The sequence below is a fragment of the Streptomyces sp. NPDC060028 genome (assembly GCF_042736725.1).
GTDB lineage: Bacteria > Actinomycetota > Actinomycetes > Streptomycetales > Streptomycetaceae > Streptomyces.
The window spans coordinates 1-21,404 of the sequence record NZ_JBHWVJ010000111.1 but is presented as its reverse complement, the minus strand read 5'-3'; the positions used below and the strand labels follow the sequence as shown (position 1 = coordinate 21,404).

General features: G+C 74.6%; 12 protein-coding genes. 7 read left to right on the top strand and 5 right to left on the bottom strand.

Annotated elements, in window-relative coordinates:
- Positions 1 to 342: 342 nt before the first annotated feature.
- A complete protein-coding gene (locus tag ACFWBF_RS33760) occupies positions 343 to 879 on the bottom strand; it encodes a MarR family winged helix-turn-helix transcriptional regulator (RefSeq protein ID WP_385608476.1) in 537 nt (178 codons plus the stop codon).
- Between the two features lie 123 nt (positions 880 to 1,002).
- Here ACFWBF_RS33760 and ACFWBF_RS33755 point away from each other — a divergent pair, with 123 nt between their 5' ends.
- Complete coding sequence (locus tag ACFWBF_RS33755) at positions 1,003 to 2,289, top strand: MFS transporter (RefSeq protein ID WP_385608480.1); 1,287 nt, start codon at positions 1,003 to 1,005, stop codon at positions 2,287 to 2,289.
- A 92-nt stretch (positions 2,290 to 2,381) separates the two neighbouring features.
- Here the strand turns inward: ACFWBF_RS33755 and ACFWBF_RS33750 are convergent, their stop codons facing one another.
- Positions 2,382 to 4,130 (bottom strand): SpoIIE family protein phosphatase, encoded by a 1,749-nt coding sequence (locus ACFWBF_RS33750; RefSeq protein ID WP_385608478.1) that lies wholly within the window; start codon positions 4,128 to 4,130, stop codon positions 2,382 to 2,384.
- Positions 4,131 to 4,309: 179 nt separating this feature from the next.
- The gene (locus tag ACFWBF_RS33745) at positions 4,310 to 5,704 is read right to left on the bottom strand and encodes an NAD(P)/FAD-dependent oxidoreductase (RefSeq protein ID WP_385608474.1); all 1,395 of its coding nucleotides are present in this window, start codon (positions 5,702 to 5,704) and stop codon (positions 4,310 to 4,312) included.
- Positions 5,705 to 6,046: 342 nt separating this feature from the next.
- Here ACFWBF_RS33745 and ACFWBF_RS33740 point away from each other — a divergent pair, with 342 nt between their 5' ends.
- Entirely contained in the window at positions 6,047 to 6,826 is a 780-nt protein-coding gene (locus ACFWBF_RS33740; protein WP_385608473.1) for a TetR/AcrR family transcriptional regulator, read from the top strand.
- Between the two features lie 244 nt (positions 6,827 to 7,070).
- Complete coding sequence (locus ACFWBF_RS33735; protein ID WP_385608471.1) at positions 7,071 to 9,038, top strand: sigma-70 family RNA polymerase sigma factor; 1,968 nt, start codon at positions 7,071 to 7,073, stop codon at positions 9,036 to 9,038.
- Between the two features lie 31 nt (positions 9,039 to 9,069).
- On the opposite strand, the gene ACFWBF_RS33730 is transcribed toward ACFWBF_RS33735, so the two are convergent.
- Both ACFWBF_RS33730 and ACFWBF_RS33725 read right to left on the bottom strand, forming a co-directional pair.
- Positions 9,070 to 12,387: an ATP-binding protein gene (locus ACFWBF_RS33730; RefSeq protein WP_385608469.1), complete on the bottom strand. Its 3,318-nt coding sequence runs from the start codon at positions 12,385 to 12,387 to the stop codon at positions 9,070 to 9,072.
- 738 nt (positions 12,388 to 13,125) lie between these two features.
- On the bottom strand, positions 13,126 to 15,414 hold the full coding sequence (locus ACFWBF_RS33725) for an asparagine synthase-related protein (RefSeq protein WP_385608467.1): 2,289 nt from the start codon (positions 15,412 to 15,414) through the stop codon (positions 13,126 to 13,128).
- Between the two features lie 633 nt (positions 15,415 to 16,047).
- Here ACFWBF_RS33725 and ACFWBF_RS33720 point away from each other — a divergent pair.
- The 4 genes from ACFWBF_RS33720 to ACFWBF_RS33705 all read left to right on the top strand — a co-directional run bounded on the left by ACFWBF_RS33720 (position 16,048) and on the right by ACFWBF_RS33705 (position 21,351).
- The gene (locus ACFWBF_RS33720) at positions 16,048 to 17,772 is read left to right on the top strand and encodes a sporulation protein (protein WP_385608466.1); all 1,725 of its coding nucleotides are present in this window, start codon (positions 16,048 to 16,050) and stop codon (positions 17,770 to 17,772) included.
- 76 nt (positions 17,773 to 17,848) lie between these two features.
- Positions 17,849 to 19,048: an L-2-hydroxyglutarate oxidase gene (gene lhgO, locus ACFWBF_RS33715; RefSeq protein ID WP_385608464.1), complete on the top strand. Its 1,200-nt coding sequence runs from the start codon at positions 17,849 to 17,851 to the stop codon at positions 19,046 to 19,048.
- Positions 19,049 to 19,136: 88 nt separating this feature from the next.
- On the top strand, positions 19,137 to 19,976 hold the full coding sequence (gene trmB, locus ACFWBF_RS33710; RefSeq protein WP_385608462.1) for a tRNA (guanosine(46)-N7)-methyltransferase TrmB: 840 nt from the start codon (positions 19,137 to 19,139) through the stop codon (positions 19,974 to 19,976).
- 43 nt (positions 19,977 to 20,019) lie between these two features.
- Entirely contained in the window at positions 20,020 to 21,351 is a 1,332-nt protein-coding gene (locus ACFWBF_RS33705; RefSeq protein WP_385608460.1) for a PrsW family intramembrane metalloprotease, read from the top strand.
- The last annotated feature ends 53 nt before the right edge of the window (positions 21,352 to 21,404 follow it).

Genomic DNA, 21,404 nt, shown 5'->3' with positions numbered 1-21,404 from the left:
CGCTTCCTTTGTACTCACCCTCTCGGGCTTTCCTCCGGGCGCTTCCTTCGTTCTTGTGTCTCCGACTCTATCAGACTCTTTCGGGCCTGACCCCCGGTCAGCGGGGTTTGCCTTCCGGGCTGTTGGGCCCTTCCGACTCCCCAAACTCTAGTGGATTTCCCCGGCGATTCATAATCGGCCTTCGGAAATGAATTCGGACATGCCGAATTCGTTCCCAGTGGGAGATCGTGCTGAGTTGGGTGCCGCAACGAGGCGGCGGGATTCGTTGTCGCCTCAACCTTCTGGCCCAGGGACAACTCGAAGAACCCTACGGATCCACGAGGGCCGTGTCAACCCCGGGCGTCAGCTCGGGGACTGGAGGTCTTCCACGCGGTCCAGGAGGCGGGTGAGCATGTCGCCCAGCACCCCGCGCTCCGCCGTGGAGAGGTCCTGGAGGAGGTCCTCCTCGAAGACCGTGGCCGCGCGCATCGCGTCCAGCCACTTGCTGCGGCCTTCGTCCGTCAGCTCCACGATCACGCGGACCCGGTTGTTCTCGTCCCGCTCGCGCGTGACCAGACCCTCCGCCGTCATGCGGTCGATCCGGTGCGTCATCGCCGCCGGCGTGAGGCCCAACTGCTTCGCGAGCTCGCTCGGGCCCATCCGGTACGGAGCGCCGGAGAGTACGAGGGCCTTGAGGACCTCCCACTCCGCGTTGCTGATGCCCAGGGCCGCGGTCTGGCGTCCGTACGCGACGTTCATCCGGCGGTTCAGGCGGCTCAGTGCCGAGACGACCTTCTCCACCTGGGGGTCGAGGTCCTGGAATTCGCGCTGGTAGACGGCGATCTGTTCGTCGAGGCTCGGCTCGTGGACGGGCGTGGTGCCGTCGGGGGTGTCACCCATGGTCCGAAGTATCGCACGAGACCGTTGGCATCTAACTCCTTCGATGTGTAGAGTTAAGGGTCGAACTTTAGGTATGAAGTCTTCAGGCTTCAGCTATCAAGGTGGTGAGAAGTGACCAAGGTGATGGGCGCTGCGATGCGGCGGATCCAGGCCGGCAACGCGTTGACCGCGTTCGGCATCGGCTTCACGGTTCCGTTCCTCTACATATACGTGGCGCAGGTGCGAGATCTGGGCTCCATGGCCGCCACGAGCGCGTTCGTGGCCTTCGCCCTGGGCGCTCTCGTCGCGCTGCCCCTCACCGGTCGCGTCATCGACCGCCGAGGTCCCGTCCCCGTGGTCGTCGGCGCGGCCGTCGCCGCGTCGGTCGGGGCGGTCTCGCTCGGGCTCTCCACGAGCATCGTGCCGATCCTGCTGTCCGCCCTGGCGCTCGGCGCCGGGCAGGCCGTCATGCAGCCGGCGCTGGCCACGATGATCGTGTGGTGCTCGACTCCGTCCACCCGGACCCGTGCCTTCGCCCTCCAGTTCTTCATGCAGAACCTGGGCCTGGGCATCGGCGGCCTCATCGGCGGCCAGATCGTCGACGAGAACCGTCCCGGCAGCTTCACCCTGCTGTTCAGCATCGAGGCCGTGATGTTCCTGGTGCTGGCGGGCGTCATCCTCACCGTGAAGATGCCGCACGCGCCGGTCATCAAGGACGCCACCCCGAAGGACCCCGCGCAGGCGGGCGGCAGCGCCTGGAAGCGGCTGTTGCGCCACCAGGCCATGGTCAAGCTGCTGGTACTGGGCTTCGTGATCTTCTTCGCCTGCTACGGACAGTTCGAGTCGGGTCTCGCCGCCTTCGGTACCGAGGCCGCCGGGATCACCCCCTCGACCCTGGGCTTCGCGCTCGCCGCCAACACCGGGGCGATCGTGCTCGCGCAGTTCGTCGTGCTGCGGCTCGTCGAGAAGCGCCGACGGTCCCGTGTGATCGCGCTGGTCGGCGTGATCTGGACCGTGGCGTGGGTCATCGCCGGGTTCTCGGGGCTCGGGCACGGCAGCGCGATGATGGCCGCCGCCGCGTTCGTCACCACGTACGGGCTCTTCGGCATCGGCGAGGCGATGCTGTCGCCGACCCTGGCGCCGCTGGTGGCCGACCTGGCGCCGGAGGGTTCCGTGGGCCAGTACAACTCGGCCTTCGCGCTGGTCAAGCAGATGGCGCTGGCGCTCGGGCCGCTCGGTGTGCCGCTGGGCGCGGGGGTGCCGATGCTCTACATCGGGACCTTCATCGTGGTCTCGCTCGGGATCGCCTGGCTGGCGCTGCGCCTCGGCAGGCAGCTGACGCCGGAGCAGGACAACCCGTCGCTGAGCAGGGTCGTGGCGCAGGGTGGTCCGGCCGAGGCGGCGAAGGCCTCGGAGCCCGTGGCCGCTTAGGCGCCCGTGGAAGCAGGCAGGGAGAAGGCCCCGGTCCGGTGGATCGGGGCCTTCCGCATGCCTGCCGGCCCGTGTGTCCGCGCGTACGTCGGCTACTTGTCCGGGAGTGCGAACTCGCACCAGACGGCCTTGCCGCCGCCGGGGGTGCGGCGGGAGCCCCAGGACGAGGCGATGGTCGCGATGATCGAGATGCCGCGGCCGGTCTCGTCGGCCGGTTCGGCGCGGCGGCGGCGCGGGAGGTGGTCGTCCCCGTCGGTGACTTCGATGATCAGGCGGCGGTCGGTGCGGCGCAGGCGGAGCCGCATGGGCGGGGTGCCGTGCTGGAGGGAGTTCGCGACGAGTTCGCTGGCGGCCAGTACGCCGAGGTCGCACAGCTCCACGGGGAAGCGCCAGGAGGTGAGGACCCCCTGGGCGAAGGCGCGGGCGCGCGGTGCGGCCTCGATGCCGCCGAGGAGTTCCAGGGCGGCGTTGTGGAAGAGCTCGGCGTCGGCTCCGGTGCGGGCGGGCTGCTGGAGGACCATGACGGCGACGTCGTCGTCATGGTCGGCGTCCACGCCGAGGGCGCGCATCAGGCGGTCGCAGATGACGGCCGGGGTGCCCTGGGCGCCGGACAGGGCGCGCTCCAGGGCGGCGACGCCTTCGTCGATGTCCTCGCCGCGGCGCTCGACCAGGCCGTCCGTATAGAGGACGGCGGTGGAGCCGGGGCCCAGGGCGATGGTGCCGGAGGTGTGGAGCCAGCCGCCGGTGCCGAGCGGGGGGCCGGTGGGGTCGGCGGCGCGGCGTACGGTGCCGTCCTCGTCGCGGACCAGGATCGGGAGGTGTCCGGCGGAGGCGTACGCGAGGAGGCCCTCGTTCGGGTCGTGGACGGCGTACACGCAGGTGGCGATCTGGCTGGCGTCGATCTCGGCGGCGAGTCCGTCGAGGAGCTGGAGCACCTCGTGCGGGGGCAGGTCGAGGCGGGCGTACGCGCGGACGGCGGTGCGGAGCTGGCCCATGACGGCGGCGGCGCGGACCCCGCGGCCCATGACGTCGCCGATGACGAGGGCGGTGCGGCCGGCGCCGAGGGTGATCACGTCGTACCAGTCGCCGCCGACGGCGGCCTCGGTGCCGCCGGGCTGGTAGGTGGCGGCGATGCGCAGGTCGTCGGGCTGTTCCAGCTCCTGCGGGAGCAGGGAGCGCTGGAGGGTGACGACGGCTTCCCGCTGGCGGCGCTCGCTGGCGCGGAGCCGGTCGGCGGCTTCGGCGTGGTCGGTGACGTCGGCGAGGTGGATCAGGACCCCGGTGTGGCGGGGGTCGGGACCGGTCTCGGTGTCGCTCTTGGGGAAGTCGACCGGGGTGCAGGTGACGGTGTACGAGCTGCCGCCGCCGGGCGCGGCGCGGTTCTTGGCGGTACGGGGCTTGCCGCTGCGCTGGACCTGGTCGAGCAGCGGGAGGAGGCCCAGCTCGCCCAGTTCGGGGAGGGCCACGGCGGCGGGGTCGCCGGCGGCGCGGGCGCCGAAGCCGGTGGTGTAGGCGTCGTTGACGTAGGCCACGCGGTGCTCGGGGCCGTGCACGAGGGCGACGAGCGCCGGGAGCCGGTCGAGGACCTCCCGTACGGAGAGCTCCTCGAGGGAGGGCACGGGGATGAGCACGGCCGCGCCGGCTCCGGTGGCCGAGCCGGTCCCGGAGACGGTGGGCTCGGCGGGGCCTGCGTCGGGCGCCGTCGCGGAATGCCCGGCTGCGGCGCGGGCGGCCGGGACCGCGCCCTCACCTCGCTTGGCCTGGGCGGCGGCGTGTTCGGACCGGGCGGCGGCGCGGCGCTGCGTTCCGGGAAACCGGGCGCTCCAGCGCGTGAAGTTCACTGCGTTCAAGCCTCGTGGTGTCGCTCGTGGTGTCGCTCGTGGTCGCGGTCGCGGGTGCTGTCGCGGGTGTGGTGGCTCTGGTGTCGGTCGCCGGCCGGGGTCACTGAAGGGCGTAACTCTGTGCAGGCGTGGGCCCACCTATGGTCACACGTCCAGTGTGTGGGACGGCACTGACAACGTCAGCCTTCGCCGTTCTTCGGGGGCTCCTTGGGCCCTTTGCCTGCGGCGAGTTCGAATTCTGCCCTGGGATGTTCGAGCGAGCCTAGCGACACGATCTCGCGCTTGAAGAGACCGGAGAGGGTCCATTCGGCGAGGACGCGCATCTTGCGGTTGAAGGTGGGGACGCGGCTGAGGTGGTAGGCGCGGTGCATGAACCAGGCCGGGTAGCCCTTGAGCTTGCGGCCGTAGACGTGGGCGACGCCCTTGTGGAGGCCGAGGGAGGCCACGGATCCGGCGTACTTGTGGGCGTACTCGGTGAGGACCTCGTCGCGCAGGGCGTGGACGAGGTTGTCGGCGAGGACCTTGGCCTGGCGGACGGCGTGCTGCGCGTTGGGGGCGCATTCGCGGCCCTTCTCCCCGGCCGTGATGTCGGGGACGGCGGCGGCGTCGCCGGCGGCCCAGGCGTGCTCGACCCCCTCGACGGTGAGGAAGGCGGTGCAGGCGAGGCGGCCGCGGTCGGTCTTGGGCAGGTCGCAGGCGGCGAGGATCGGGTGGGGTTTGACGCCGGCGGTCCAGACGACGGTGCGGGTGGGGAAGCGGGCGCCGTCGCTGAGGACGGCGACGCGGTTCTCGCAGGATTCGAGGCGGGTTTCCAGGCGCAGGTCGATGTTGCGTCGGCGCAGTTCGCGGATGGTGTAGACGCCCATTTCGGGGCCGACCTCGGGGAGGATCCGGTCGCTGGCCTCGACCAACACCCATTTCATGTCTTCGGGCTTGATGTTGTGGTAATACCGGGCCGCGTAGCGGGCCATGTCCTCGAGTTCGCCGAGGGCTTCGACTCCTGCGTATCCGCCGCCGACGAAAACGAAGGTGAGGGCGGCGTCGCGGATGGCGGGATCGCGGGTGGAGGAGGCGATGTCCATCTGTTCGATGACGTGGTTGCGCAGGCCGATGGCCTCCTCCACGGTCTTGAATCCGATGGCGTAGTCGGCGAGCCCGGGGACGGGGAGGGTGCGGGAGACGGAGCCGGGGGCGAGGACGAGTTCGTCGTACTCGATCTCGAGGGCGCCGGCGCCCTCCTCCTCGGTGGCGAGGGTGGTGATGGTCGCCGTCCGCTTGGCGTGGTCGATGCGCCGGGCCTCGCCGACGACGATGCGGCACTTGTCGAGGACGCGGCGGAGCGGGACCACGACGTGGCGCGGGGAGATCGAGCCCGCGGCCGCTTCCGGGAGGAAGGGCTGATACGTCATGTAGGGCTCGGGGGAGACCACCGTGACCTCGGCTTCTTCGGGTCTCAGCTTTCGCTGGAGCCGCAGTGCCGTGTACATGCCTACGTAGCCGCCGCCGACGATCAGGATCCGCGTGCGGGGCGGGGTACCGGGGGCCGCGCCCCGGGAGTTAGCAGCCTTCACCATCCCATGACGCAACGTGGCCGGGAGTTTGTCCACAGGCCCGACAAATTGTGTGACCGGAGAGGGTCCCGTGACGGGGCTGTCGGGGCGTGCCGGTGGAGGTAAAGGTGCGCAGGTCAGACAGTGTGGAAGGGGTGATTCCGGGGGCTTGGAACGGAAAAATGGGGGTGAATGCTCCGATCGGGCGGTGGTCCGTCCGGGGCTGCCCCTTCTGAATTGACTCTGGCTCAACTATGTTCGTATCTCGTCGAGGAGTAGGACCAGGGCCCGCATGACCGAGGCCCACCTCGACACGAAGGCGGGGAGTGTCTCCGGGGGGAGACAAATGATTACCGGGGGATACATATGCACATTTCCGATTTCCATGGTTCTGCGACCGCTCTGTCGGCCTCGGCCGAGGGCAACGGCCGCCTGATGACGGGCAGCACCACGCACGGCGTGGGCCGCTCCACGCCGCTGCGCGTCGACGCACAGCGCAACCTCGAACACGTCCTGCGCGCGGCCCGCGAGGTCTTCGGCGAGCTGGGCTACGGGGCTCCGATGGAGGACGTGGCGCGCCGCGCGCGCGTCGGCGTCGGCACCGTCTACCGGCGGTTCCCGAGCAAGGACGTCCTGGTCCGGCGGATAGCCGAGGAGGAGACCTCCCGGCTCACCGAGCAGGCCCGGACCGCCCTCGGCCAGGAGGAGGAGCCCTGGCAGGCGCTGTCGCGCTTCCTGCGCACCTCCGTCGCCTCCGGCGCCGGGCGGCTGTTGCCGCCGCAGGTGCTGCGGGTCGGCTCCGCGGGCGAGGACGGCACCGAGGAGGCGGAGGCCGTGCGGGTTCCGCACCAGCGCCAGGCAAGCCCGGCGGGCGGGGCTCCGGAGCTGCGGGTCGTGGGTTCGCGCACCGCCGTCGAGGACGAGCCCGCGGACGACTCGGGTGCGGGTCCGCTCCTGGAGGTCGTCGGCCGGCTGGTGGACCGCGCCCGGGAGGCGGGTGAGCTGCGCGCCGATGTCACGGTGGCCGATGTGCTGCTGGTGATAGCGACGGCCGCTCCCGCGCTGCCGGACCCGGCGCAGCAGGCGGCGGCTTCGGCCCGGCTGCTCGACATCCTGCTCGAGGGGCTGCGCTCCCGGACGGTGTGACGCTCCTGACGCTCTTGTCGTGGAGGCCCCCGGCCCGGCCCTGCGGCCGGGGGACGGCGGGGGTCGACAGGACCCGTCGAACTGCTGCTCGCTCGAACGGGTGCGGACCGGTGCGGTGTTGCCGCCCCGGCGCCTGATTGTCCCCGGACGAGTGGATGGTGTGCAGACGGGTCCGACGCGCCATCGCCGTGTGACACGCTGGATCGGTGTACCGGTTTGAGGGTGTCGTGCGGGGGCTTCCGCGATGAGCGTTGACGGGCGGGAAGAGCCACGCGGTGGCGCCGGTGGCGAGGTCGAGGCGGGCAGTCTGCCCGCGCGGCAGGTACCGGCGCAGCGCGAACCGGGCGGGCGGCACGCCGCCGGGGCGAGCGGTGACCAGCCGCCCTCCGACGGGGACTTGATCGCCCGGATGCGCGGTGGTGACGACGGCGCTTATGCAGAGCTGTTCCGTCGCCACGCCGATTCCGTACGGCGCTACGCGCGCACCTGCTGCCGCGACGGGCACACGGCCGACGACCTGACCGCCGAGGTGTTCGCTCGGACGCTGCAGGCGGTACGGGGCGGGGCCGGTCCGGACCAGTCCGTACGGGCCTATCTGTTGACCACCGTACGCAGGGTGGCCGCGGCCTGGGCGAAGACGGCCCGGCGGGAGCATCTCGTCGAGGACTTCGCGGTGTTCGCCGAGCAGGCGTCGGTGGGCGCCGAGAGCGGTGTCGGGCTGTCCGGGGACGACACCCTGGAACTGGGCGCCGATGTACGGGCGATGCACGAGGCCGAGCAGTCGCTGGCCATGCAGGCCTTCCGGAGCCTGCCCGAGCGGTGGCAGGCCGTGCTGTGGCACACCACCGTCGAGGAGGCCTCGCCGAGCTCGATCGCCCCGCTCTTCGGTCTGACTGCCAACGCGACCGCGGTGCTGGCCAGCCGGGCCCGGGAGGGGCTCAAGCAGGCTTATCTGCAGGCCCATGTGAGTTCCGCGCTGAGTTCGGGCGGGGACTGCGCACGGTACGCGGACCGGCTGGGGGCGTATGCCCGCGGTGGGCTGCGGGTGCGGGCGGAGCGGGGGCTGCGCAAGCACCTGGAGGAGTGCGCACAGTGCCGGCTCGCCGCCGGTGAGCTCAAGGACGTCAACGCGGGCATTCCCGCGCTGCTGCCGGTCGCGGTCATCGGGTGGTTCGCCGCCGGGTACGCGGCCAAGGCGGCCGGAGTGGTGGTCGGCGGGGTCGCCGCAGCGAGTGGTGCGGGGGCCGCCGCGGCTGCCGCGGGCGGTTCCACCGCGGGTGCGGGTGCTGCCGGGGCCGCGGGTGCCGGGGCCGGGGCGGCCGGCGGCGGCGCGGCAGGTGGTGCGGCCGGTGGTGCCGGGTCGGGGGCCGGGGCAGGGGGTGCCGCGGTGTCCGAGGGACTCGGGCTGCCGGCCAAGGCCGCCATCGCCGCCGGGATCGCGGTCGCCGCCGCGGCCGGGGTGGTGTTCGCCCTCGCCGGGGACGACCCCGAGCCACAGGTCCAGGCGAAGCCGGCGCCCACTGTCGCGGCGCCGGCGGTGCCGGTGCCGCGGTCTTCCGCCCCGGTCGCGGCGGAGCCGCAGGCGCCGCCCGCGCGGGAACCCGTAGCACCGCCGCGCAAGGCGTCGGCTTCGCCCACGCCCGCCGCGTCGCGCACCTCCCCCGCCCCCCAGGCGCCGAAGCCGTCTGCGAGCCGGGTGCGGCCCTCGCCGAGCCCGACGCCGTCCCCGTCGCGCTCGCAGCCGGCGCCCAAGCCGGCGCAGGGGTTCCAGCTCGTCCGGCTGGGCCACTCGGCCTTCGGCGACCACAGCGGTCCGGAACTGCAGACTTGGCGCAGCAGCTGGGTGTGGCAGCGGTGGGGGCTGGAGGTCGGCGACCGGCGGTACGGACAGGGGATCACCGTGAACTCCCGTTCCTCGGTGGAGATCACCCTCAACCGGCAGTGCACGACCTTCTCGGCGCGCGCCGGGGTGGACGGCCTGTCACTGCTCACCGACGGCACCGTGCGGTTCTCGGTGTACGGCGACGGGCAGCGGCTGTGGCAGTCCCGCGCGCTCGGATACGGGGACCCGGCCGCGGCGGTGGAAGTGTCGCTGGCCGGGCGCAAGACGCTGCGGCTGGTGGTGGAGCAGGTGGAGCAGGTGGAGCAGGTGGAGCAGGGCAGTCTGCCGACGCTGGCGAGCTGGGCCGATGCCGTGATCGCTTGCCGGTAGGCGGTAGGTAGTAGGTAGTCGGCGGTAGGTGTCAGTGGGCGGTGATCAGCGCCGCGACCTCCGCCGGGGCGAGCGCGGCGCCTGCCGCCTCCTCCCGGGCGTAGCGGTCCCCGCCGAGCGCGGCGCGCAGCCGGTCGGGGAGCCCGCGCAGGGCGGTTTGTTCCGGAACCGAGCGGGGGTGGCCCGCGCGCCAGGCGGTGGCGGCCGCGAAGGCCCGTACGGACTCGACGGGGCGGTCGGTGGCGGCCAGCAGGACGGCGGCGGTCTCGGCCAGAGAGGCCAGGACGCGCTCGGCGCAGTGTGCGTCGACGGCCGTGTCCAGGGCGGGGCCGATCAGGGCCAGGCCCGCGGCGGGGCCCCGCTCGCGGGCGGTGAGGACGGCATCTATGTTGTCGAGTCCGGCGGTCAGCTGCGGGGGCACCGTGAGCTTCGCGGCCTCGGCCCGGCCCCGGTCGCACTCGCCGCGGGCCACGTCGAGCCGCCCGCGGCACAGGGCGATCAGCGAGGCGAGCAGCCGGCCGTAGGCGCGTACGTCGTACACCCCGCCGTGCCGCTCGGCCTCGACGAACGCCTCCATCAGCAGCCGCTCGGCGCTGTCGAAGTCCCCGGCACAAAAGGCGGTCTCCGCGATGCGGGCGATGGCGAAGGGCGCCTCGATGTGGGCCCCGACCTCGCGGGCGAGGCGCAGGCACTCCTCGTACTCGGTGCGCGCCAGGGCGTACTGGCCGCGCGAGATCGCGAACTCGCCGGCGGCGCTCGCGACCTGGGCGCGGGTCCAGCGGTCGCCGACGCGGCGGGCGATCTCGTGCAGCTCGGCGAGGTCGCCCTCGACGCTCGGCAGGCCTCCGGTGATGTCGATGGCGACGTGGGTGCGGAGCATCAGGGTGACGCCGAGCTCCCACTCTCCGGAGTGGCGGCGGCAGTTCTCCACGGCCTGGTCCAGGTGGGTGTGGAACTCGGCGCCGCCGCCGCCGAGGTACGTCGCCATGGGCCAGAGCATGCCGGGGAAACGGGTGGTCTCCGGGGAGCCGTGGCGGAAGGCCTCGGTGATGCGGGCGGCGAGGGCCAGGTACTCGGGGGTGCGGAGCTCCTCGGCCGAGCGGCCCTCGGCGAGCAGGAAGACGTGGAGCACCTGGAGGCGCATGAAGGGCCAGTACTCCGGTGTGCCCTCGGGCGGGTCGGGCGGGGTGACAGCGAGGGCCCGGGTGGTCCATTCGGCGCCCTCGATGCGGTAGTTGCGCAGCCACCAGAACCAGCCGAGGGCGAAGACGAAGCGCTGGGCGGTCTCGGTGTCGTCGCCCGCGACGGTTGTCTCGAAGGCCGCGCGGAGGTTGTCGAGCTCGGTCTCGACGCGCCGGATCCAGGGGAGCTGTCCGGCGGAGCGCAGGAGGGGCTCCGCCTCCTCGGCGAAGCCGAGGTAGTGGGCGGCGTGGCGGTGGGCGGTGGCGTGGGCGTCCGCCCCGTCGGCGGCGGCGCGTTCGGCGGCGTACTCGTGGATGGTCTCCAGCATGCGGTAGCGCATGGCGGTGCCTTCGGAGCCGGCCTTGGCGCCGGGCGCGGGGGCGGGTGCGGGGGCGGGTGCGGGCTCGGGCTCGGGCTCGGCCAGGACGAGGGACTTGTCGACGAGGGAGCCGAGGACGTCGGCGACGTCCCAGGTCTCCAGGCCGTCCTGCGCGCAGACGGCCTCGGCGGCCGCGAGGTCGCAGCCGCCGGCGAAGACGGACAAGCGGCGCAGGACGGTGCGTTCGGGCTTGTCCAGCAGGTCCCAGGACCAGTCGACGACGGCGCGCAGGGTCTGCTGGCGGGGCAGCAGGGTGCGCGAGGTACGGGCGCCGGTGGTCAGGAGGCGGAAGCGGTTGTCGAGGCGGTCGGCGATCTGGCGCGGGGTGAGCAGGCGCAGCCGGGCGGCGGCCAGCTCGATGGCGAGTGGAAGGCCGTCGAGGCGGGCGCAGATCTCGGCGACGGCGGCCGGGTCGTCGGCGGCGGTGAAGCCGGGGCGGGCGGCGGCGCCCCGCTCGGCGAAGAGACGGTGCGCGGGGTCGGGCGGCAGCGGCTCGACGGGGCGGACGCGCTCGCCGGGGACACCGAGGGGTTCGCGGCTGGTGGCGAGGATCCGTACGCCGGGGCAGTGCGTGAGGAGGCGTTCGGCGAGCGTGGCGGCGGCGCCGATGACGTGCTCGCAGTTGTCCAGGACGAGGAGCAGGCGGCGGTGCGCGCAGTGCTCGACGAGGAGGGCGGTCGGGTCGTCGGCGGCGGCCGCCTTCTCGCGTTCGCGGGCTACGAGGGAGCTTTCGCGCAGGCCGAGGGCGCTGAGGACCGCGCCGGGGACGGCGGAGGGGTGGTCGAGGCGGGCGAGTTCGACGAGCCAGCCCGGTTCGGTGTGGTCGGCGGCCGCGTGCTCGGCGAGGCGGGTCTTGCCGGAACCGCCGGGGCCGGTGAGGGTGACGAGGCGCTGGTCGGCCAGGTCGGCGTGGAGGGCGGCGAGTTCGGGCTCGCGGCCGACGAAGGAGGTGAGGCGGGGGCGGAGGTTGCCGGGGCGGTCCGGCGGGGGCGGCGGCGCCATGGGGTCGGGGGGCGGGAGCGGGGCCGGAGCCGGAGCCGGAGCCGGAGCCTGGAGCAGTTCCGCGTGCAGGGCGGTGAGTTCGGGGCCGGGGTCGGCGCCGAGGCCTTCGGCGAGGGCGCGGCGAGTGCGGTCGTACGCGGCGAGCGCGTCGGCGGGGCGGCCGGCCGCGCGCAGGGCGCGGAGCTGCTGGGCGCGCAGGGGTTCGTCGTACGGGTGCTCGTGGATCAGCGCCTCGATCTCCGGCAGGAGCGTCGCCGGGGCGGGGGAGCCGCTGCGCAGGTCGGCCTCGATGCGGTCCCGGAGTGCGGCGGTGCGCAGCGCCTCGGGGGCGGCCGCGTGTGCGGTACGGGCGGGCTCGGGCAGGTCGGCGAGCGCGGGGCCGTGCCAGAGCGCGAGGGCCGCGCGGAGGGTCTCGGCGGCGGTGGCCGGCTCGCCGGTGGCGAGCTGCGCGGCGCCTTGGCGGGCGAGCCGGGTGAAACGGTGCAGGTCGACTTCGTCCCGGGCGGCGGCCAGGCGGTAGCCGCCGGTGGGGTCGGCGTGGACGGTGTCCCGGCCGCCGAGGGTGCGGCGGAGCCGGGCCACGAGGGCTTGCAGCGCGGCGGGGGCGTCCTGGGGCGGGGCGTCGCCCCAGACCTCGTCGACCAGATCGGCGACGGATGCGGCCGCGGGGCCGCCGGCGCGCAGGGCGAGGGCGGCGAGCAGCGCGCGCAGGCGGGCGCCGCCGACGGGGAGGGGCGCGCCGGTCTCGCTACGGGCTTGGGTGACGCCGAGGATTCGATACCGCACTGCCCAATACTGCCCTGCCTTCGCCGGGGGCGGGCGGGAGTTTCCCGCCGCCCTAGGACCCCGCCGGGCCGGACCGGGCCTGCGCGGCGGGGTCGGCCGGCCCCCTGGCTCCGCCGAACCGGGGCTGTGGCGGGCGCGGCCCAGGCGCCCGGGGCCCGCGCCTCGACCTGCCGACGGGCTGGATGCGCCGGGGCCGCGTTCGCGCGGCGGGTTCGCGCGGCGGGTTCCGTGCAACGACGCGGCGCCGCTACCGAGCCGGCCCCGGACCCCGCGCCTCAAACGCCGGCGGCGGGGCTGAGTCTCCGCGCCGCCGGCCCACCCCTCCGGCCGCACCGGGCAGCGCGGAGCGCTGTGAGCCTGCGCGGGCCCATGACGGAGCCCCGGAGCCCGGCGTCGGACGGTGCCCCTGGCCGGGCAGCTTTCGGGGACCGGGCCGGGGGCGAAAGCGCGGGGGCGCGGGAAGCGACGCGGGAGCCCTGAGGAGGGGGGCTGGGGCGGAGGCCCAGGGGTCGCTGGAAGGGCGGGTAGGGGTCGCTCCGCGTAGCGGCTGCCCGCGCTCCCGTCGGGCTCCGTGCGCCCCAAGCCGGGCCCCGGCGCACGCCGGCGCGTGCCCGCTCCGGGCCCGGCCCCACGCCCGCCCGGCCGTACCCCTTCCAGGCCCGGCCCCCGCACCCCCGGCGCACGCCAGCGCGCACGTGCTCCGGGGCCGCGCCTGCGGCGGGACCCGGCGGGTTCGCGCTACTGGCGGGGGGAGAGGGGCTGGCGGGGGGCCGTGCCCAGGGGGGCAAGAGGGGCGTCCGGGGGGAGGGCGCGGCGGCGGGGGGTGGAGGTGCCGGTCCAGCAGGTGCCGCGGCGGGAGAGGAGGCGGCGGAGCCACAGTTCCATGGAGACGAGTTCGGCGAGGCCGTCCAGCGGGGCCGGGCGGCCCTCCGCCGCGTCGAGCAGGGCCTGTTGGACGACCCGGGCCTCGATCAGCCCGGCGTCGGCCAGCAGCGGGGCCGCGAAGAGCGCGAGCAGTTCCTGCAGGGCGGCGCGCAGACCCAGCCGGGTCGCCGTCTCGTGCGGGGCGTGGGCCGTGGCGCCCCAGCCGGAGGGCAGTTCGCGGACCCCGGCCGAGGCCAGCACGCTGCGCAGGATCGCCGCCCGCGCTCCGGGCTGGACGCGCAGGGATTCGGGCAGGGCGCGGGCGGCCCGTACGACCTGGTTGTCCAGGAAGGGGGCGTGCAGGCGCTGGCTGCGCACCTCCACCGCCTGCTCGAACACCCGGTGGTCCGCCGCGTGTCGGGCGAGCAGGGCGCGGGCCCGCGCCTCGCCGGGGCGCAGCGAGAGCGGGGGGCGCCCGGCGGCGGCGGTGAGCCGGATCGACACCTCTGCCAGGGCCTCGCCGGTCAGCCAGCCCGCCGCCGGGCCCGGCCGGGACCAGGTGAGGGCGGCGAGGGAGGCGTCCACCGGACCGGAGGGTCCCCCGTCGACCCCGCCCGCGCGGAGCCGGGCCGCGGCGGCTTCCATGCCCGCGCGGTACGGCGTACGGGCAAGTCGGCGGGCGGCGGAGTACACGGTCAGCGGGACCAGCAGGGACTCACCGGACGCGGAGGCCGAGCGGGCCAACGCCGCGACCGGGCGCAGCAGGTGGCGCCGGCGGCGGTCCATGAGGAGGTCGGCCATGCGGGCCGGGTGCGCGTCGAGGACCTGGCGGGCGCCGTGCCCGGTGAAGTGGTCGGCGGAGCCCGCGGCCAGGCGGCGGCGGTCGCGGGCGGCGAAGACGAGCGAGGGGCCGGGTTCGTCGGTCAGCGGCCCGTCGAGCTCGGCGTACGGGAGGGCTTCCTCGGCGGCGGCCACGACGACGTGGTGGAGGCGCGGGTCGGCGGCGATGACGCGGGCCCGTTCGAGCTCGTCCTCGCGGCCCTGCGGAGTCGCGAGGTCGTTGAAGGTGACCGCGAGGAGCCTGGATCCGGAGCCGGACCCGGATCCGGACCCGGGCAGGGTGCCCGGCGCCCCCGGCAGGCCGGCGGCCAGCAGTGCGAGGGTGGCGGAGGCGCTGCCTCCGGAGAGGTCGGCGCCGACTCCGGGGACCGGCGCGGGCGCACCCCGGGCCGCACGCCGGTCGGCGGGGCCCATTCCGGGCACGGGGCCGGGATCGTAGGGCAGGGTGTCGGGAGCATGCCGGGGCGCCGTGAGCCGGGCGCGCACCGCGTCGACCAAAGCTTCGCGTACGCCCTCCACCGCGCGCCCGGGGTCGGTCACGGGCGCGGCCACGGCGAGGGAGGCGACCGCCTCGTACCCGGTGATCTCCCGCGAGCCCTCGCGCAGGATCAGCGCGTGGCCGGGCGGGATGCGGCGCACGCCGACGTACGGTGTGCCGTCGCCCAGTGCCTCGGGGCTGTCGGGGCAGGCCAGCAGGGCGGCGAGGTGGCCGATGTCGAGCTGTGCCTCGATGAGGTCGGCGAGCGGGAGGGCGGCGGTGGCGTAGGCGGTGCCGCTGGCCCACGGGGTGTAGAAGACGGGTCGCGCGCCGGCGAGGTCGCCGAGGACGGTGATCCGGCGCCCGGCCTGGATCACGGCGGTGTAGCTGCCGGACCACTGGGTGAGGTGGCGCAGCGCTCCGCCGCGGGCGGCGTAGAGGGCGCGGCGCAGTTCGGCGTCGGTGGCGCCGCAGCAGCCGAGGACGGCGAGCCGGGTGAAGGGGTCGGCGGGGTCGGCGGTGAGGGTGCGGATCTCGTCCGGGCGCCAGTCGCCGACGGCCCACAGGGGGTCGGGGTCTCCCCACAGCAGTTGGGCGCCGACGGGGACGACGGTGCGTTCGGCGTCCTGGGCGGCGGGGTCGTCCGGGTGGGCGGCGTCGGCGAGGCCGCCGCGCAGCGGGCCGCCGGGATCCCCGTATCCGGAGCCGTAGGCGGAGCCGTTGCCGGAGCTGTATCCCCCCTGGCCGGAGCCTTGGCGGGCGCTTCGGCCGACGCCTTGGCCCCCGACCCGTCCGGCCGTGCCGAAGCTCGCGGCGATACTGCTCCACCCCACCAACCAGCGCACCGCCGCCTCCCCAGCCTGTGGGCAAATGACCGGGGCAACGGACGGTACGGACGACACGGTCAGCGCTGTGGGCGCGGCCGGCCGGGACCCCGGGTGGCTCGGGGTCCATGCTGCCACGAGACAGGCGTGCGGGAGTGGTTAAGGGGGGCGCACATGCAAACGAACACGCCCCGCCCATGCGGTATTTGGCGTTCCGTTCCCACCGCCCCATAGGTCGGTTTCGGCCATTCTTCGGCCGTACTGAGGGCCGCCGGGGCCCGGCTGCGGGGGCGCGGCCCGGGAGGCGGGATCCACCCCCCGGACCGTTCCGCCACCCGCGGGGATTGGGGCAGCGGCATCCCCCGGCCCGCCGGATCCACGCAGCGGGCCGACCCACGCACCGCACATCGAATCGCCGGGCCCCGGGAGCGGCCAGAGCGCACGGCCGGGCGCACGGCCACACGGACGGAGCACGCGCTGACACGTGCGCCCCGGGCCCGGGCAGTGCCCGGACTGTGCATACGGACAACAATCCCGCCATACGGACTTCAGGGCCTTAACGCTTGGGAGGCGGGGAACTACGCTGGGTTTACGAAATGCCGGGCGCCTATGCCCCGGCGGCGTCTGCGTTCCGCGTGTGACGAGGGGTGGCGCATGTCCAGGGAGCTCCGCGAGCCCAATGAGAAGCTCGGCGCCGTCCTCGCCCTGGCGGGCATCAGCAACGCCGGGCTGGCCCGCCGGGTCAACGACCTCGGCGCGCAGCGCGGCCTGACGCTTCGGTACGACAAGACGTCGGTCGCCCGCTGGGTGTCGAAGGGGATGGTGCCGCAGGGCGCCGCCCCGCACCTGATCGCCGCCGCGATCGGCGCGAAACTGGGGCGGCCCGTGCCGCTGCACGAGATCGGCCTGGCGGACGCGGACCCCGCGCCCGAGGTGGGGCTGGCCTTCCCGCGCGACATCGGCGCGGCCGTGCGCTCGGCCACCGACCTCTACCGGCTCGACCTCGCCGGCCGCCGTGGCGGTGGCGGGATCTGGCAGTCGCTCGCAGGGTCCTTCGCGGTGTCGGCGTACGCGACGCCGGCCTCGCGGTGGCTGATATCTCCCGCCGACGGTTCGGTGGCCCGCGAGCCGGGCCGGCAGGGGCAGGGGCAAGGTCGGAGCCAAGGCCAAGGCCACAGTCACGGCCACGACGGTGCGCCTCGCGAGTCCGTGGCGACGCGCGAGCCCTTGCAGGCTCCGGTGTCGGTACAGCTGCCAGGAGCAGGGTCGGTACAGGTGCCGGGATCGGGATCAGGCTCGGGATCGGAATCGGGATCGGGATCGGTACAGGTGCCGGCATCGGCATCGGCATCGGGTGCGGCCTCGCCGGGAGGGGTTCCGGCGCCGCCGTCCACGGTTGTGCCCGCCCAGCCTTCGGGCGAAACTCCGCACGGGCCGCCCAAAACCCTCTCCGACACTTCGCAGCGCGTCGGTCACAGTGATGTGACCAAGCTGCGCGAGGCCGCCGAGGACGCGCGCCGCTGGGACTCCAAGTACGGCGGTGGGGACTGGCGTTCCTCGATGGTCCCGGAGTGCCTGCGGGTGGACGCGGCGCCGCTGCTGCTCGGTTCCTACACCGACGAGGTGGGCCGCGCGCTGTTCGGGGCGACCGCCGAACTGACCAGGCTGGCCGGGTGGATGGCCTTCGACACCGGCCAGCAGGAAGCGGCCCAGCGCTACTACATCCAGGCGCTGCGGCTCGCCCGCGCGGCCGCCGACGTGCCGCTCGGCGGGTACGTCCTGGCCTCGATGTCCCTGCAGGCGACCTACCGGGACTTCCCGGACGAGGGCGTGGACCTCGCGCAGGCCGCCGTCGAGCGCAACCGGGGCCTGGCGACCTCCCGCACCATGAGCTTCTTCCGCCTCGTCGAGGCCCGGGCGCACGCCAAGGCCGGGGACCCCGCGGCCGCCGGTGCCGCGCTGCGGGCCGCGGAGGGCTGGCTGGAGCGGGCGCGCGAGGGCGATCCGGATCCGACCTGGCTGGGCTTCTACTCGTACGACCGCTTCGCGGCGGACGCGGCGGAGTGCTACCGGGACCTCAAACTCCCCCGGCAGGTGCGGCGCTTCACGGAGCAGGCGCTCTCGCGGCCGACGGAGGAGTACGTACGCTCGCACGGGCTGCGGCTGGTGGTGAGCGCGGTGGCCGAGCTGGAGTCCGGCAACCTCGACGCGGCCTGCGCGGCCGGGACCCGGGCGGTGGAGGTCGCGGGGCGGATCACGTCGGCGCGGACGACGGAGTACGTACGGGACCTGCTGCACCGGCTGGAGCCGTACGGGGACGAGCCGCGCGTCGCGGAGCTGCGCGAGCGGGCGCGGCCGCTTCTGGTGACGCCGGCGTAGGGGGCCGGCCCCGCGTGACCGCGTTGTCGGTGGCGGGGTGCAGTATGCAGGGGTGGGAGGTGGCAGCGTGGGCGGCATGAGCAGGGTGGACTGCGATGTGCTGGTGGTCGGCGGCGGGATCGTCGGGCTGTCGACGGCGCATGCCCTGTCCCGGCTCGCTCCGGGCACCCGGGTGGTCGTCCTGGAGAAGGAGGCCGGCCCCGCCCGGCACCAGACGGGGCGCAACAGCGGGGTGATCCACAGCGGGATCTACTACCGCCCCGGCTCCCTGAAGGCGCGCTTCGCGGTGGGCGGCGCGGCGGAGATGGTCAAGTTCTGCGCGGAGCACGGCATCGCGCACGAGGTGACGGGCAAGCTGATCGTCGCCACCGAGCGCGCCGAGCTGCCGCGGCTGCACGCCCTGGTCCAGCGCGGCCGGGAGAACGGCATTCCGGTGCGCGAGCTCGGCCCGGCCCAGATCTCGGAGTACGAGCCCGAGGTGCGCGGCCTCGCCGCGATCCACGTCGCCACCACCGGGATCGTGGACTACGGCCAGGTGGCGGCCCAGCTGGCGGCGTCCTCGGGCGCGGAGATCGTCTACGGCGGTGCGGTCGACCTGATCTCGCGGCGCCCCTCCGCCGTGGCGGTCCGCACCACGTCCGGGCTGGTGGTCCGGGCCCGGGCCCTGGTCAACTGCGCCGGGCTCCAGTGCGACCGGATCGCCCGGCTGGCCGGAGACGACCCCGGGATGCGGATCATCCCGTTCCGGGGCGAGTACTACGACCTCACCCGGCCCGAACTGGTCCGGGGCCTGGTCTACCCGGTGCCCGACCCGGCGTTCCCCTTCCTCGGCGTGCACCTGACCCGCGGCATCGCGGGCGGCGTCCACGTCGGGCCGAATGCGGTGCCGGCGCTGGCCCGCGAGGGGTACGGCTGGGGCACGGTGCGGCCACGGGACGTGACGTCCGAGCTGGCCTGGCCGGGTGCCTGGCGGATGGCCGCGCGGCACTGGCGGTACGGGGCGGGGGAGATCCACCGCTCGCTGTCGAAGCAGGCTTTCACGCAGGCGGTGCGGCGGCTGCTGCCCGCGGTGACCTCGGCGGACCTGGTGCCGGCGGCGGCGGGGGTCCGGGCGCAGGCGGTGCTGCGGGACGGGACGCTGGTGGACGACTTCCTGATCCGGGACGCCCCGCGGACGGTGCACGTCCTGAACGCCCCCTCGCCCGCGGCGACCGCGTCCCTGCCCATCGGGCGCGAGATCGCCCGGCGCGCCCTCGCCACCCTGCGCGCGTCCTGACCGTGCGCGCGTCCTGACCCCGCGCGCGGGCAGGGACGGATCCTGCCGAGCGGCCGGGGGTGGGGCGGGGTCGTAGAATCTGGGCATTGTGTCTGAGTCCCTAAACCCCAAGCCCACCTCCCCGGAAGCCGAGCCGGAGGCGAACGGCGCCCCGGAAGCCGCGCCGGAGGCGAACGCCTACGTCCCCCCGAAGTGGCGGACCGAGCCCCGGTTCCCCGACGGGCCCGCGCCCGACCCGGCCGGCTCGCACCACGAGCGGCGGATCCGCAGCTTCCAGCCCCGGCGCAGCCGGGTGACCACCGGCCAGGGCGAAGCCCTCAAGCGGCTGTGGGGGACCTGGGGCCTCGACATCGACGGGCACGAGGTCATCGACCTGAACGAGCTCTTCGGCGGCCTGCCGGTCGTCCTGGAGATCGGCTTCGGCATGGGCGAGGCCACCGCCCAGATGGCCGCCGCCGACCCGGAGACGGGAATCCTCGCCGCCGACGTGCACACCCCCGGCCAGGGCAACCTCCTCGCCCTCGCGGAGCGCGGCGGCATGAGGAACGTCCGCGTCGCCAACGGCGACGCGATCATCCTGCTCCGCGAGATGCTGCCGCCCGCGTCCCTCGCCGGGCTGCGCGTGTACTTCCCCGACCCGTGGCCCAAGGCCCGCCACCACAAGCGGCGCCTGATCCAGCCCGAGTTCCTCGCGCTCGCCGCCACCCGCATGGCCCCGGGGGCGATCCTGCACTGTGCGACCGACTGGGAGCCGTACGCCGAGCAGATGCTCGAAGTGCTCACCGCGCAGCCCGAGTTCGAGAACACCCAGGCGGACGGCGGCTACGCGCCGCGCCCCGGCTTCCGGCCGCTGACGCGGTTCGAGGGCCAGGGGCTGGACAAGGGGCACGTCGTACACGACTTGCTCTTCCGTCGCGTGGAGAACTGACAACGTCACTCCGCGTGTCAGACCGGCTCGCTAGAGTCATGGTGTGTTCCGAGCGCCGCTCCGCGTGCTCGCACGTCCGTCGGGCACGGTCCGGACGTACGTGCTCGTCGTCCTGCTCGCCGCGTCCGGCGTGGCGATCCTCGAACTGGTGCGGGAGCAGACCGGCACGCCCGGTTTCCTCGTCGGCCTGGGTCTGGCCCTGCTGCCGGTCGTGCCGCTCATGGCGGCCTTCCGGTGGCTGGGCCGGGCCGCGCCGCATCCGTGGTCGCAGTTGCTGTTCTGCTTCGGATGGGGCGCCTGCGCCGCCGCGTTGATCGCCATACTGGCCAACAGCTTCGCCACCCAGTGGATAGCCGCGGCCACCGCCGATCCCACGGACGCCGACCAGCTCGGCTCGGTGGCGATCGCGCCGGTGGTCGAGGAGAGCGCCAAGGCGGCCGCGCTGCTGCTGGTGTTCGTGTTCCGACGACGCCAGTTCACCGGCCCCGCCGATGGTTTCGTGGTGGCCGGCTTCACCGCCGTCGGCTTCGCCTTCACCGAGAACATCCTGTACCTCGGCAACGCCTTCGACGAGGACCTCACCGAGGGCACCCGCCCGTTGGACTCGCTGACGGCGGCGACCTTCTTCGTACGGATCGTGCTGTCGCCCTTCGCGCACCCGCTGTTCACGGTGCTCACCGGGCTCGGCTTCGGCGCGGCCGCGCTCAGCTCCCGCAGGGCGCGCCGGGCCTGCCTGCCGCTGCTCGGCCTGGCGGCGGCGATGGGGCTGCACGCGCTGTGGAACAGCTCCTCGGAGTTCGGGGAGCACGGGTTCTACGTGGTCTACGGCTGCGTGATGGTCCCGGTGTTCGGGGCGCTGGTGTGGCTGGCGGTGTGGATACGGCGCCGACGGCTGCGGGCGGTCGCCGGGGAGCTCGCGGTGTACGCGGCCGCCGGCTGGCTGGGGCACGCCGAGGTGCCGGCGCTGGCGTCGATGCCGGCCCGGTCGCTGGCCCGCGCCCTGGCCCGGCGCAGCGGCGGCCGGGCGGCCGGGAGGGCGGTGCGCCGTTACGAGGCGGACGCCGCCGCCCTGGCGCTGCTACGCCACCGCGCGCGCCGTGGCGGTCCGGCCCGCGAGCCGGATTTCGCCGGGCGGGAGCGGGAGTTGCTGCGCCGGCTGTGGCTGCGCCGCGCGACGGCGGGGCCCGCGCTCGCCCGGGCGGCCGTCATGGAGGAGCTGCTCCCGCCCTGGTTCGACCCCTTGGCGCGGGCAGCCGTGCCCGCGCGGGCCTGCGTACCGAGTCCGAGGAGCCGCTCGGGGCGGGCGCCGGAGGCGGCCGCCGCCGCCGCTCCCGTCGCGGCTCCCGCCGCCGCTGTCGGGCAGGGCGTTCGCTAGTGCTGTGGCCGGAAAGGTTTGCCGGGGCGCGTCGTCCGGTGCGGTGCATCGCA

Coding starts and splice junctions, on each gene's coding strand:
- ACFWBF_RS33740 (WP_385608473.1), top strand. CDS start 6,047: ATGCACATTTCCGATTTCCATGGTTCTGCGACCGCTCTGTCGGCCTCG.
- lhgO (WP_385608464.1), top strand. CDS start 17,849: ATGAGCAGGGTGGACTGCGATGTGCTGGTGGTCGGCGGCGGGATCGTC.
- ACFWBF_RS33760 (WP_385608476.1), bottom strand. CDS start 879: ATGGGTGACACCCCCGACGGCACCACGCCCGTCCACGAGCCGAGCCTC.
- ACFWBF_RS33735 (WP_385608471.1), top strand. CDS start 7,071: ATGAGCGTTGACGGGCGGGAAGAGCCACGCGGTGGCGCCGGTGGCGAG.
- ACFWBF_RS33720 (WP_385608466.1), top strand. CDS start 16,048: ATGTCCAGGGAGCTCCGCGAGCCCAATGAGAAGCTCGGCGCCGTCCTC.
- ACFWBF_RS33755 (WP_385608480.1), top strand. CDS start 1,003: ATGGGCGCTGCGATGCGGCGGATCCAGGCCGGCAACGCGTTGACCGCG.
- ACFWBF_RS33745 (WP_385608474.1), bottom strand. CDS start 5,704: ATGGTGAAGGCTGCTAACTCCCGGGGCGCGGCCCCCGGTACCCCGCCC.